Origin of the sequence: Nostoc sp. KVJ20 (assembly GCF_001712795.1) — a bacterium.
In the GTDB taxonomy this organism is placed as follows: domain Bacteria; phylum Cyanobacteriota; class Cyanobacteriia; order Cyanobacteriales; family Nostocaceae; genus Nostoc.
The window spans coordinates 1-13,793 of record NZ_KV757629.1 but is presented as its reverse complement, the minus strand read 5'-3'; the positions used below and the strand labels follow the sequence as shown (position 1 = coordinate 13,793).

Here is a 13,793-nt window from a genome sequence, read left to right as displayed (position 1 = left end):
GTTATTAAATCCATCTTCATTACTGTTATTTTCTGTACTAAACATTCATCTTAAAGGAATCACATGATTTTCACCGAAACCGCACTCAAAGACGCATTTATTATTGATTTAGAAGAAAAACCAGACCACCGTGGTTTTTTTGCTCGATCTTTCTGCGCTCAAGAATTTGAGGCACACGGATTAAAGCCAACAGTTGCCCAATGCAACCTATCTTTTAACTACAAAAAAGGCACTATCCGGGGAATGCACTATCAAATTCTGCCAGCAGCCGAAACAAAATTAATTCGCTGCACCAAAGGCGCAATCTATGACGTAATTATTGATATGCGTCCTGAATCTCCTACTTTCTTATCACACATCGGTGTAGAACTAACTCCAGAAAACCGCCGCGCCTTGTATGTTCCAGAAATGTTTGCTCACGGTTATCAAGCGCTCACAGATGAAACCGAGGTTGTATATCAAGTGGGTGAATTTTATACGCCAGGGTATGAAAGAGGTTTACGTTATGATGACCCATTTTTTGACATTAATTGGCCTCTAGATGTAACTGAAATTTCCGAGAAAGATTTAAATTGGCCTCTGTTGAGAATGATGACTGTTGGAGCAAAATAGCTGTTTCAAGGTTGCAAATACTATTTGCTTAACTTCACAATTACAAGAGGTATCAAATGCCAAATAATACTCTATCCCATCTGACTACTTCTATCAATTCGTTGTTAAAAAAAGTAGTAACTCGCATTAATTACATCAAAGGCTTAAAGGTTGTTTCACTTAAACCAAACCAGCCTTCTAGAGGGAATGTACTTTTTTCTTACCGGATTGAGCCATTCCTGTTAAAAGCTGGTCAGCCCATACCTCATGACCACACTTGGTATTGGGAGGTTTGGCGGATGGTGCAAACTTTTTTGGATCTTGGTTATAACGTTGATGTTATTCAGTTCTACAATGATGAATTCGTTCCTGAAAAACATTATTCATTTTTCATTGATGTCCGTCATCGGATGCAAGAACTAGCACCAAAACTCAATAGAGATTGTGTGAAAATTTTCCACGTTGACATTGCGAATATGGTGTTTCGTAATGCAGCTGAATGTCATAGACATTTAGAACTACAACAACGGCGAGGGATTACTCTCTGTCCACAGCGATATGAAGTGCCTAATTTGGGAATTGAATATGCCGACTATGGCATAGTTTTAGGCAATGAATTTACCATCAATACTTTCAAATACGCGAATAAACCGATTTATCGTGTACCGCTTTCTAATCCTACTGTCTATCCTTGGCCAGAACAAAAAGATTTTGAAGCCGCAAGAAAGAATTTTCTCTGGTTTGCTAGTCACGGATTTGTTCACAAAGGTCTGGATTTAGTTTTAGAAGCATTTGCACAAATGCCAGACTTCCATTTAACAGTTTGTGGGCCACTTAATCAGGAACCAGAATTTGAACAAGCTTTTCATCAAGAGCTTTACGAAACACCAAACATCCATACTTATGGTTGGATTGATGTTACTAGCCCTGAGTTTATAGAAGTTACCAATAGTTGTATTGGTACTGTATTAGTTTCAGCAGCAGAAGGTGGAGCCGGCAGCGTTATCACTTGTATGCATACAGGATTAATCCCGATAGTCAATTACGAAACTAGCGTTGATGTCCATGAGGATTACGGTGTCCTATTAAAGAATTCTTCGATCGCAGAAATTCAAGCAGCAGTTAGAAGAATTTCTAATTTGCCTGTAGAAGACCTGAAAAGCATGTCTCGGAAGGCGTGGGAATATGTAAGAGCAAATCATACTAAAGAGAATTTTACCCAAGTATACCGAAATACTATAGAGCAAATTCTCGAAAACCACAGCCAGAAAAAACAGACATCTACATCTAGCAAACAACTAGTTAGTAGCGATGCCTCCGGCGGGCTACGCCTACGCTAACACCAATTAACTATGAAAATGTACTTAATATTTAGTTGTAAAAATTATTAAGTGCAAGTTTATAGAGAATTTGTATCACAACCAACAGTTCCAAAAAGGAGTTTAGTTCATGATTATTATCGATCGCGCCTTACAAGCCAGAGCAGCAGCAGGAAATCCTATTAAAGTGGGAATGATCGGTGCTGGTTTCATGGGTAGAGGAATTGCCAACCAAATTGTCAATTCAGTGCCAGGAATGGAGTTAGTTGCTATCTCCAATCGCAAGATTGACGCAGCCAAACAAGCTTATTCGGAAGCCGGAATTGAAGATATTCAAGTTGTTGCAACTGTCAGCGAATTAGAAGATGCGATCGCTAACGGTAAGTATGCAGTCACAGAAGACGCAAAGTTACTGTGTCGGGCAGAGGGCATCGATGCATTAATCGAAGTCACAGGAGCAGTGGAATTTGGCGCTCACATCGTTATGGAAGCGATCGCCCATTGCAAGCATGTGATCATGATGAATGCCGAACTCGACGGCACCATTGGCCCCATCCTGAAAGTGTATGCCGACAAAGCTGGCGTTATTCTCAGCGCTTGCGATGGCGATCAGCCAGGGGTACAAATGAACCTTTACCGCTTTGTGAAAAGCATTGGTTTAACTCCCTTATTGTGCGGTAACATTAAAGGACTCCAAGACCCTTATCGCAATCCCACCACCCAGGAAGGATTTGCTAAACGTTGGGGTCAAAAGCCCCACATGGTGGCTAGCTTCGCAGACGGAACTAAAATTTCCTTCGAGCAAGCGATCGTAGCCAATGCCACAGGGATGAAAGTCGCCAAACGGGGAATGTTGGGATATGACTTCAGCGGTTCTGTCGATGAAATGACCCAGTTATATGATGTTGAACAACTCAAAGAACTAGGCGGCATTGTCGATTATGTAGTTGGAGCAAAACCAGGTCCAGGCGTATATGTATTTGCCACTCACGACGACCCCAAGCAACGCCATTATCTCAACTTATACAAATTAGGCGAAGGCCCACTTTACAGCTTCTATACTCCTTATCACCTCTGTCATTTTGAAGTTCCCCTGTCCGTAGCACGTGCTGTCCTATTCGGTGATGCCGTTATGTCTCCACTAGCAGGCCCGCTAGTAGATGTTGTCACCACCGCCAAAATCGACCTGAAAGCAGGAGAAACCCTGGATGGCATCGGTTACTACATGACCTATGGACAATGTGAAAATTCCAATATCGTCCAACAGCAAAATCTCCTACCGATTGGTTTAGCCGAAGGATGTCGCCTGAAACGAGACATTTCTAAGGATCAAGTCCTCACTTATGAGGATGTAGAATTACCTGAAGGCAGACTTTGCGACCAACTACGAACTGAGCAAAACAACTATTTCGCCTCAGAAAAAATCTTGGTAGCAGTTGGATAATATCGGTTCCAAAAATATTCGCAACAAATAAATTAGCTGTAGGGGCGTACAGCTGTACGCCCCAATATGTTTCGGATAAGATCCCCCCGCCTGCGGCGACCCCCTTAAAAAGGGGGTGAAAATTAAAAAAGCCCCCCTTTTTAAGGGGGGTTGGGGGGATCTCCAAGGCCCCTACCAACGTATGTATTTGTCGCCAGAATTTCGTGAAGAGGATAAGAAGTTATACTGCTGAATACTAAAGTTGTTGATAATAATTTGCTGGGGAGCGTTGAAACAAACCTGATCGAAACTTTAGGTTAAATTCATGAAAATTGCTCTAGTCCACGATTATTTAACCCAGCGAGGTGGGGCAGAGCGTGTGTTTGAACTGCTTTGTAAGCGCTATCCTGAAGCAGATATTTTCACATCTCTGTACGATCCACAAAAAACTATCGATCTAGGCGATCGCGTAGTCAACACAACTTTCTTGCAAAAGATTCCTGGTGCAGCAAAATATTTTAGGTCGATGGCTCCTCTATATTTTCCTGCCTTTCGTGCCTTGGATCTGCAAGACTATGATCTAATTATTAGTAGTAGCACCAGCTTCGCCAAAGCAGTGCGAAAAAATCCCAATGCCCGCCACATTTGCTTTTGCCATAACGTCACCCGTTTCTTATGGGATACAGCAACTTATTTAAGAGAGTACGGAGACTATAGATATTTTGCCCCTTTAATCGAACAAGTATTTCAAGTAATGAGAAAGGTTGACCTGAAATATGCCCAGGAACCTGATCTTTACATTGCAAATTCTAGTGTTGTTGCCCGCCGTATTGAAAATATTTATGGCAAAAAGGCAATGATGGTGAATTATCCAATTGATACTAGTAAATTTCTTTTTTCAGATATAAAAGATGAATATTATCTGGCCTCCGCCCGGATGATCAGTTATAAGCGACTTGATATAATAGTCGAAGCTTTTAATTGGTTGGGGTGGCGGTTATTAATATCTGGTGATGGGCCAGAACAAGCACGGTTAAAATCCAAAGCATTACAAAATATTGAATTCTTAGGACACGTAAGTGATAGAACCCGCAAAGACTTGTTTTCCAAAGCCAAGTCTATTATTGTCGCAGCCCTAGAAGATTATGGGTTAGTTCCAGTAGAGGCTAATGCTAGCGGCACACCAGTCATTGCTTATGGAGCCGGTGGAGTATTAGATACTCAAATACCAGGTGAAACAGGAGTCTTTTTCAAAAGACAAACACCCGAATCTCTACAACTTGCATTACTAGAAGCTAATGGCATTTCTTGGGATTACGATCGCATCCGTAATCATGCAGTAGCAAACTTTTCAGAGAATGCCTTCTTTAGTAAAGTTGAGCAAATTATTAACCAAGCTTGTGGTGTGCATCTTTAATAATAAAGAATTCAGGAGTCAGGAGTCAGGAGTCAGAATTCAGAATGGGCTAAACGCCCCGCTACCGCTAACAGCATGAACTCTGCCAAACTAGCAAAATCATAGGTTAAATTTACTAGTCTTCAACCAGCGACACATTTAAATTATCTACTGATTACATTCTGACTTCTGAATTCTGAATTCTGAATTCTTCTTTATCTCTTAGCGTAAGTCTTGAAGACAAGGATAATAAAAGTGGTTCAAACTAGTCTAAATCCTCAAATAACTCCGTCATCTGAAACTGAACCAAGTTACGGACAAATGTTTGCCGTATTTGTGCGGAGATTTCCTTGGTTCTTAGCAGTATTTGTTGCTTCTATTGCTATTGCAAGTATGGTAACTTTAAAGACCAAACCTACTTATAGAAGTTCCATGCAACTGTTAGTAGAACCTAACTATCAAGGTAAGAAAGAAGGTGCTGGAGTAGACAACCAGTTTACCGACTCAAATGTGTTTATAGATACTGCTACTCAGCTTAACTTGATGCAGAGTTCAGGACTCATCCAAAAAGCAGTTGATAAACTTCAGTCTGACTATCCAGATATAAGTACAGCTGAGATTAAAACTTCTCTGGTCTTAACTCAATTAAGGAGCAAAGAAGATAATATTGCTACTAAAATATTTCAAGTTGAATACACCGCTGGAGATCCAGAAAAGACACAAAAAGTTCTGGGTGCAATTCGAGAAGTTTATGTGGAATATAACAAACAGCAACAGAGTTCTCGTTTGCAAAAAGGCCTACAAATCATCAGGGAACAGTTAAGTAAAGCCAGTGAAGAAGTAAACGCAGCGGAAACAAATTTACAAAGGTTTCGGAGAAATCAGAACTTAATTGATCCAGAGTCACAGGCGAAAGCTATTGAGACAGCTTTGAACAATATTGGCCAAGAAAGACAGACAACTCGCGCCCAATATGGGGAAGCTTTAGCACGCCAAAAATCTTTAGAAGAACAACTTAATCGTTCTCCCCAAAATGCTCTAGTTGCTTCTCGTCTGAGTCAGTCTACTCGCTACCAAAGCTTACTCAACGAAATCCAAAAAACTGAACTAGCACTAGCACAAGAACGTCTACGCTTTACAGATCAAACTCCGAGTGTGCAAAAGCTCAAAGAACAGCTTCAGGGACAGAAGGAATTATTGCAACAAGAAGTAGGAAGAACTTTAGGCGGAAAGTCTGCTGGTGCTTTCACTTCTGGAGACTCTCTTCTCGAACGAGGACAACTTGGTGAAATTGATCTTAGCCTTGCTGGTCAGTTAGTGGAAACGCAAACTAATATAGTTGCCTTAACTGCTCGTGATCAAACTTTAGTTCAGAAAGAAAACGAGCTACGTTTTGAAATCAAACGCTTTCCGCCTTTGTTGGCTTATTACAATCGGATGCTACCGCAATTGCAATTTAGTCGTGAAAGGTTAGAGCAGCTTTTAAGAGCAGAACAGCAATTGCGGCAAGAACTTTCCAAGGGTGGATTTAATTGGGAAGTAGTGGAAGATCCCCAACAGGGAACACAATTAGGCCCCAATCTTCAGCAGAATTTGCTGTTAGGTGCTGTGGTTGGGTTAATGTTAGGAGGCATTGCTGCCTTTATTCGGGAATCGGCTGATGATGCAGTTCACACCACTGCTGAGTTGGAGAAGCAAATGGCTATGCCGTTATTGGGAACAACTCCCAAATTACCGCCAGCCAAACCCAGAGAATCAATGATCAAGTTGCCTTTTGGAAAGCCAGAAGTTCTTGCCCCCTGGACGATTCAGGTATTGCAATCTCCACCGCGTTGGGAATCGCTGGATCTGATTTACAAAAACATTGAGCTTTTAAATACTGTTACTAGCTTAAAATCTTTGATGATCACCTCGGCTTTAGCCGATGAGGGTAAATCAGCTTTGGCGTTAGGTTTGGCGATGAGTGCTGCCCGTTTACACAAAAGGGTGTTACTGATTGATGCCAATTTACGCGATCCCAGTCTGCACCACCAACTGAATCTTCCTAATGAGCAGGGGCTTTCAACTCTATTGGCAAGTGATGCAAGTTTACCCAACCAGATTAGTCTGCAATACTCAGGTTCCGCCTACATCGATATTTTGACCGCTGGCCCCAAACCTGCTGACCCAGCTAATCTGTTGAGTTCCCCTCGGATGATGCAATTAATGGCAGCATTTGAGGAAAACTATGATTTGGTACTGATAGATGCTCCCCCAGTTCTCGGCTTGGTGGATGCTATGCTTACCGCCTCATCTTGTCGTAGCGTGGTTATGGTAGCAAGCATTGGTATTGTGACGCGGAGTCAGCTTAATCAAGCGACAGCCATGCTGAGTAAGTTAAATCTGATTGGGGTTGTAGCTAATGGGGTATCAAACTCTAGCAGTAATTACGTACCTTATATCAAACAACAGCAATTAGCCCTGCGACAAGCTGTAGAAAAGTAATTCGTAATTTCTCGTTTCTAGCCTCTGGCTGGAAATGCTGCTCAAAAGCGGCTCTGCCGCGAGTAAGGGAGGCGGAGCCTCTAGGATGGCATTCCCAGTCTCCGACTGGGAACGAGGTAAAGACTGATTTAGGTAGGGGTAATTCATGAATTGCCCCTACATTTTTATGACCAAAATTTAATTTTATTGCTATCAGGAAAATTTCAGTATATTTATGCTATCTTTATGGGTTTTCAGAGAAATCACTGGCTCTTTAAAGAGTAAATAAAGAATTTATTTGAGCGATCGCTATTTCTACATAGTCTTATATTCTAGAGATTAAAGCACCTTCATAAAGGCTAGAAGACAAGAGTGGACTGGTTTTGGTAAATCTATCGATACAAGAAACACCTCAGTACGATTAAACGTATATATAGATTTATGGGTAATTTCCCTCTACACATTTCTACTTTCAGTAGTTACCGGAAAAATACCAATTACCCATGAATATTGATAGTAACGTTGATTTGTACACCTCTACACCAGCAGAATTCTGCACGATGTGTGCTTGGCTGAGTGGCAAATAGCAATAGCATATTTTTGCCCTCAATCTTTTTGGACTGACAACAAGATTCGGATTTGGGTCTTTGGCATTGATAGCCTTTGATAACGCCTCAGTAATTCACTCCTGTATAAACCCAAAGACATTATGACAACTTCAATAATTCCAACTCTACAGAATTTATATGATGTAACCCAGGAAAACCAAGATAATCGTGGGTACTGCACACTCCAATGGCGGCGCGGTAAGCTGTTGGTGAAAGTGCCTGGACAAGTTAAACAACCATATCTACCTGCATTAGATAGTAAGCGATCGCTAGTAGAATGCTTACAACATTCTCCTGTAAGTTTGGTGAGCATAGATCCAAAACTGGGTGAAGCTTCGCTCCGGTTTTGGGCAGATGCATGTGAAGAAGCTCAAAAGCCAATATTCCTCAGCATACCCACTGGCAAAAAACTACCCTTCAGACAGTTGCAGCGACTAATTGATTGGATTGCTGCTTTAGGGTTGCTGCTATTACTGAGTCCAGTAATGCTGGGATTGATTGTGTTGATGCAGGTTTACTCACCAGGATCACTTTTTTGTCATGAATGGCGTGTTGGAGAACGGGGTAAACTCTTTCAAGCGATGAGTTTTTGCACGTACAACACCACATCACTAGAGCGTTGGATGAGTAAATACAATCTCAACAATCTGCCACAGTTATTTAATGTGCTGCGGGGTGACATGAGTTTAACCGGCTCTCGTTGTTGGACTTTAGAAGATGCAGTACAGCTAAATAAACTACCAACTTCATGGGAAGTAGAGGCACAGTCTCACCTGTTACATCTGGATGGCCAAACCCTATGAAAAGGAGTCAGAATTCAGAATTCAGAATTCAGAATACCTCAACAGTCAAGTCAGGGGTAACAGTCACGGAAAGAATTTTTTCTTCTCCACGATAGCGTAGCGGTAGCGAATCCTTGAGTGTCTTAAAATCGCTTGCTCTAAACCTCGATTTTTCATCCAGTCGCACAGAATCCATTCTGGATTCTTCTTCGGTAATTGATGATTTCATCTACCGCACTGAGGCTAAAGCAAAAATTGGTTGCGTAGCATCTATAGCGGTCTATCTACTTTGCCAAACTATTATTATAAAATTCATGCATTCCCAACTTCCTCAACAATTCCGTAATTTGCTCAAAGCTACCAGCTTTTGGCAAGAAAACTATTTGATATTGCGAGAATTTAAACATTTTCGCAAAATTGCAATTTTAGCTCTGATATTTTCGATTTTGGCGGCAACTTTTGAAGGTGTGAGTATTGGTTTCTTACTTTCATTTTTGCAAAGTTTAACCAGCCCTAATGCTCAACCTGTCCAAACAGGAATAGAATGGTTTGATATTTGGATTTTGGGAGCCAAGACATCAGCGATTAATCGCCTCTACCGCGTATCTTTGCTGATTTTATTGAGTACTTGGTTACGTGCCACCTTCAATTATTTTTCTCAAGTCTATACTGAATTATCTCAACTACATCTTGCCGACCGCTTACGTAAGCAAATTTTTGAACAGTTACAATCTTTATCGCTGAGTTACTTTGCCAAAACTCGTTCTGGTGAACTAATTAATACAATTACCACAGAGATAGAAAAGATCAGACAGGGTTTCAGTGGCGCTGCTTTTTTAGTAACAAGAGGATTGACAACTATTGTCTACTTAATATCAATGTTTTTGATATCATGGCAACTAACGCTAATTTCAGCATTACTATTTACACTTTTAGGTGTGGGGTTGTCTAATCTGAACACTAGAGTCAGAGAATCAAGTTTTGGGATGACAACTGCTAATGCTAATTTTACATCAACAGCCATAGAATTTATTAATGGAATTCGGACTGTTCACACCTGCGGTACTCAAGAATTTGAGCGTCAACGTTACTACAAAGCTAGCGACAAAGTAATAAGTTCTACAACAAAAGTTGTATTCACTTGGACACTTGTGAAGCCAATTGCCGAAGGGGTAGCAACTACGGTATTGGTGGGAATGATTATTTTGGCTTTCACTAGCCTTGTTACCAATGGAACACTACAAGTTGCTTCTTTGTTAACTTTTTTCTTTGTGCTTTTTCGCTTTATTCCCTTCGTTCAAGATATCAATGGGACGAGAGCATATCTCAGTACTTTACATGGTTCGGCAGACAATATTAAAAAGCTGCTGACAACGGAGGAGAAATATTACTTTAAAAATGGCAAAGTTCAGTTTACTGGTTTAAAAAGATCAATAGATTTAGTATCTGTAGATTTTGGCTATGATGATGAAAATCTAGTGCTGCATAATATTACCCTGACTATTGAAAAGGGAAAAATGACAGCATTAGTCGGAGCCTCTGGTGCTGGTAAAACAACTCTTGCGGATTTAATTCCCAGATTTTATAATGCTACAGATGGATATCTGTATATTGATGAAATTGATATCCGGCAGTTTGAAATTAATTCCCTACGTCGCAAAATAGCTGTTGTCAGTCAAGATACTTTTATCTTCAATACTAATGTTTGGGAGAATATTTCTTACGGAACTCCAGAAGCAACTAATGAGGAAATTCAAGAAGCGGCTAAACTAGCGAATGCACTAGAATTTATTTTAGAAATGCCCGAAGGTTTTAACACCCAATTGGGAGATAGGGGTGTTAGATTATCTGGAGGACAAAGACAGCGAATTGCTATTGCACGAGCTTTACTAAGGAACCCAGAAATTTTGATTTTGGATGAAGCAACTAGTGCCTTAGATTCGCTATCTGAGCGCTTAATTCAAGATTCATTAGAAAAGCTATCTGTTGGTAAAACAGTAATTGCGATCGCTCACCGTCTTTCTACTATTTCTAAAGCAGATAAAGTTGTAGTTTTAGAACAGGGACGGATAGTAGAACAAGGTAAGTATCAAGAACTTCTGGAACAAAAAGGTAAGCTTTGGAAATATCATCAAATGCAGTATGAAGTAAGACAATCGGATTAGAAGCAATATCCGATTACCCAAAGAATTGCAAACTATAAATCGGCTGTATATTTCTACAGCCGTATGCCCCTAGCACCGCAAGGCGGAATTAAAAATTAAAAATTAAAAATGAATACAACGTAAGCGTTTTATTGATTTGGAATGGGTGGTTTATTTCCATCGTGCTGTACTAACTATCTATCTGTATCAGTAATTTGGTGATATGGTATCGCAAGAAACACTATTCTAAAGCCTTATTATCTCTGGAAATAAGTTTTTAGTAACTATCAAACTTGGTTAAATATACTAAAAAATAACAGAAAATATGTATCAGAAAATAATTGACCCAACCCTGATTTATCAATGTTCTAATTTTGATGTGGGTGAGGGCGGGGGAGTTGAAACTTATTTAGCTTCTCTATTTGAACATCGACCACATGAAGTTAGCGATCGCGTGATAAAATCACTCGATAATGTAGATCAAAGCCAGTTTAAACTGCTGCACATCCACAGCGCAGATTTTCTATTGCAGCTTACAGGCGAATGTCCCGCAGTTTTCAGCGTTCATAATCACTCATTCTACTGTCCTAGTGGCACAAAGTATTTAGCGGAGCAGCGGACAATCTGCGATCGCAATTTCTCTTACTTAGGATGTACCTGGGGTAAGTTAATAGATAAATGTGGTAGCCGTAGACCTTTAAGAACTCTTAGAGAACTCCAAAACACTCATCAATTATTAGATTTATTAAAAAGGGTAAAAATTACTTTTATTGCTAATAGCGAATACGTGCGCCAAGAATTAATTCAAAATGGTGTACCCCCTGAACAAACTGTAACGCTACACTGTGGTATATCTGTACCGAAAACAGCAACTATACCCCTAAGTTTAGAAGTCCATCAAAATCATAGAATTTTGTTTGCTGGACGAATTGTTTCTGATAAAGGTCTGGAATGGTTACTCAAAACATTAATACATACAGACCCAAAAATTCAACTTGATATTGCGGGTGAAGGCTGGGAACGACCCCGCTTAGAAAAGTTAGCAAAGACCCTCGGATTGAATAACCGAATTACTTGGCATGGTTGGTGCGATCGCGATAAAATAAATCAACTTTATCAACAGTGTTTTGCAGTCGTTTTTCCTAGTGTTTGGCCTGAACCTGCTGGTCTTGTAACTCTCGAAGCATACTCTCGTTATCGACCTGTAATTGGTAGTGCAGTCGGAGGAATTCCAGAACATTTACGAGATGGAGAAACGGGCATTTTAGTTCCAGGTAATGATATTCAAAAACTGGCTGATGCTATCCATGAGTTGTATAGAGATTATCAAAAAAGCCGCTACATGGGCATACAAGGTCATGCTTTATTGATGAAAGAATTTACAATGGCGGCTCATGTAAATAATCTCCGAACAATTTATGCAAAAACAATAGCTGAATTTCCTTCGAGAGCGAAAAGGTTATATAGCATTCCTCAAGCTAAATAAGCTTAGTTCGCTAAAAATATCAATTAGTGCAATCTTCTACTTAGAAAAAATCAAGGGAGAACAATATGTCATTGCAGCAAGAATGCGAACCACCTTTAGTTAGCGTTATTATTCCCACCTATAATCGTTCAGAGTATCTTAAGCTAGCGATCGCTAGTGCTGTAAACCAAACTTATCAAAATATCGAAATTATTATTTCTGATAATTGTAGCGCAGAAAATCCTCAAGCACTTGTCGAATCTTTTGGTGATTCACGCATCAGATTTTGGCGACATCAGGAAAATGTGGGTATGCTTGCTAATCAGCAGCATGGCTTTAAGATGGCGCGAGGTAAATATGTTGCTAGTCTCCATGATGATGATATTTGGAATAAAGATTTTTTAGCAAAGTTAGTACCACTACTGGAAGCAAACTCTGAGTTAGTTATCGCTTTTTGCGACCAATATATTATAGATGCATCTGGGAAAATTAATAAAATTGGAACCGAAGAAAATACACGCGGTTACAAACGGGACAAACTAGCAAAAGGAATTCATCAATCTTTTTATAAAATTGGATTGATAGATAAAAGCATACCTACTGCTGCATCTTGTGTAATTCGCAATAATTTTATTGATTGGGATAGTATTCCCTCAGAAGTTGGCGGGATGTGGGATTTATATTTAACTTATCTATGCTGTATATCTGGTGGTAGCGCTTATTACTATCCCGAAAGATTGACGCAATATCGCGCCCATGAGCAAACTGATACTATGCTCAGTGGTAGTCGAGATGTACAAGCAAAAATTCGCAAAGCTAAAAGCGAAATGTTTTGTTATCAAGTCTTTATGGAAGACCCTCGCTTACAGCACTTTAAGACGTACTTTCAACGTAAATGGTTAGAAGCTAACACTACTTTGGGAATCGGTTTGCTGCGAAGTGAACAGATAGCCGCAGCCCGTCCTTATTTTTGGCAAGCGCTGCATCAACAAAAATTTAATGCACGAACTATAGCGGCACTTACTCTTAGTTTCACTCCGCGAGTTGTGGCAAGTAAGTTAATCAAAATGCCGAAATAATAGAGCAATCATATCTAAGAGGATATTTGCAAAGTATTTCTCTGTAACTTTAGGCACTTTTGATCCTCTCTAACCCCGTTAAAAAGGGCTAATTACCCCCCTTAATCCCCCCTTATAAAGGCTACGGTGTACACACAAGTCGAAAAAAGCTTGATTTTCCATTCTTCTCTCGTTTATCTCGTTTTTATCTCGTTCCCATGTTCTACATGGGAATGCTCCTGGTGGAGGCTCTGCCTCCAATCTGGCATTGAGTCAGAGACTCAATGAATGCATTCCCAGTCGGAGACTGGGAACGAGGAAAGTCTTATCAAGCTAGGTTTTTAGGACTTGTGTGTACACCGTAGCTTAAAGAGATGGGAACTGGAATCCAAGTCTCCCAATTTATCGGGAGATTTAGAGGGATCTAAAATTTTTGATCCCGACTAGAAGACTTTTCAAACATCCTTTATACGCAATTGAAAACTGCCATAACTTAATCCTCTAAAATCTGGATTTCATCAAGTTGATTAATCACCACATCTGC

General features: G+C 40.1%; 10 protein-coding genes. 9 read left to right on the top strand and 1 reads right to left on the bottom strand.

The genetic code is table 11. The features are described 5' to 3' along the window. The first annotated feature begins 63 nt into the window (after positions 1-63). The 6 genes from rfbC to hepC all read left to right on the top strand — a co-directional run bounded on the left by rfbC (position 64) and on the right by hepC (position 8,603). Positions 64-612, top strand: coding sequence for a dTDP-4-dehydrorhamnose 3,5-epimerase (gene rfbC / locus A4S05_RS18040; protein ID WP_069071179.1), 549 nt, complete (start codon positions 64-66; stop codon positions 610-612). Between the two features lie 56 nt (positions 613-668). Further along, a complete protein-coding gene (locus tag A4S05_RS18035) occupies positions 669-1,931 on the top strand; it encodes a glycosyltransferase (protein ID WP_069071178.1) in 1,263 nt (420 codons plus the stop codon). 109 nt (positions 1,932-2,040) lie between these two features. After that, on the top strand, positions 2,041-3,354 hold the full coding sequence (locus A4S05_RS18030; protein ID WP_069071177.1) for an NAD(P)H-dependent oxidoreductase: 1,314 nt from the start codon (positions 2,041-2,043) through the stop codon (positions 3,352-3,354). A 304-nt stretch (positions 3,355-3,658) separates the two neighbouring features. After that, positions 3,659-4,750, top strand: a complete 1,092-nt coding sequence (locus A4S05_RS18025) for a glycosyltransferase (protein WP_069071176.1) — start codon at positions 3,659-3,661, stop codon at positions 4,748-4,750. Positions 4,751-4,984: 234 nt separating this feature from the next. Next, positions 4,985-7,213, top strand: a complete 2,229-nt coding sequence (locus A4S05_RS18020) for a GumC family protein (protein WP_069071175.1) — start codon at positions 4,985-4,987, stop codon at positions 7,211-7,213. Between the two features lie 688 nt (positions 7,214-7,901). Further along, positions 7,902-8,603, top strand: coding sequence for a heterocyst development glycosyltransferase HepC (gene hepC, locus A4S05_RS18015; protein WP_069071174.1), 702 nt, complete (start codon positions 7,902-7,904; stop codon positions 8,601-8,603). A 28-nt stretch (positions 8,604-8,631) separates the two neighbouring features. On the opposite strand, the gene A4S05_RS40390 is transcribed toward hepC, so the two are convergent. Continuing rightward, positions 8,632-8,811 carry a hypothetical protein gene (locus A4S05_RS40390; protein ID WP_141699750.1) on the bottom strand — a complete coding sequence of 60 codons (180 nt, stop codon included), beginning with the start codon at positions 8,809-8,811 and terminating at the stop codon, positions 8,632-8,634. Between the two features lie 85 nt (positions 8,812-8,896). Here A4S05_RS40390 and hepA point away from each other — a divergent pair, with 85 nt between their 5' ends. From hepA to A4S05_RS18000, 3 genes are all read left to right on the top strand, one after another. After that, complete coding sequence (hepA, locus tag A4S05_RS18010; RefSeq protein WP_069071194.1) at positions 8,897-10,747, top strand: heterocyst formation ABC transporter subunit HepA; 1,851 nt, start codon at positions 8,897-8,899, stop codon at positions 10,745-10,747. Positions 10,748-11,051: 304 nt separating this feature from the next. Continuing rightward, the gene (locus A4S05_RS18005) at positions 11,052-12,212 is read left to right on the top strand and encodes a glycosyltransferase family 4 protein (RefSeq protein WP_069071173.1); all 1,161 of its coding nucleotides are present in this window, start codon (positions 11,052-11,054) and stop codon (positions 12,210-12,212) included. 65 nt (positions 12,213-12,277) lie between these two features. Further along, complete coding sequence (locus A4S05_RS18000; protein WP_069071172.1) at positions 12,278-13,270, top strand: glycosyltransferase family 2 protein; 993 nt, start codon at positions 12,278-12,280, stop codon at positions 13,268-13,270. The last annotated feature ends 523 nt before the right edge of the window (positions 13,271-13,793 follow it).

Excerpts from the sequence above, each read along its gene's own strand:
- A4S05_RS18000 (WP_069071172.1), top strand. The coding sequence starts at position 12,278 with ATGTCATTGCAGCAAGAATGCGAACCACCTTTAGTTAGCGTTATTATT.
- A4S05_RS18005 (WP_069071173.1), top strand. The coding sequence starts at position 11,052 with ATGTATCAGAAAATAATTGACCCAACCCTGATTTATCAATGTTCTAAT.
- hepC (WP_069071174.1), top strand. The coding sequence starts at position 7,902 with ATGACAACTTCAATAATTCCAACTCTACAGAATTTATATGATGTAACC.
- A4S05_RS18025 (WP_069071176.1), top strand. The coding sequence starts at position 3,659 with ATGAAAATTGCTCTAGTCCACGATTATTTAACCCAGCGAGGTGGGGCA.
- hepA (WP_069071194.1), top strand. The coding sequence starts at position 8,897 with ATGCATTCCCAACTTCCTCAACAATTCCGTAATTTGCTCAAAGCTACC.
- A4S05_RS18035 (WP_069071178.1), top strand. The coding sequence starts at position 669 with ATGCCAAATAATACTCTATCCCATCTGACTACTTCTATCAATTCGTTG.
- rfbC (WP_069071179.1), top strand. The coding sequence starts at position 64 with ATGATTTTCACCGAAACCGCACTCAAAGACGCATTTATTATTGATTTA.
- A4S05_RS40390 (WP_141699750.1), bottom strand. The coding sequence starts at position 8,811 with ATGAAATCATCAATTACCGAAGAAGAATCCAGAATGGATTCTGTGCGA.
- A4S05_RS18030 (WP_069071177.1), top strand. The coding sequence starts at position 2,041 with ATGATTATTATCGATCGCGCCTTACAAGCCAGAGCAGCAGCAGGAAAT.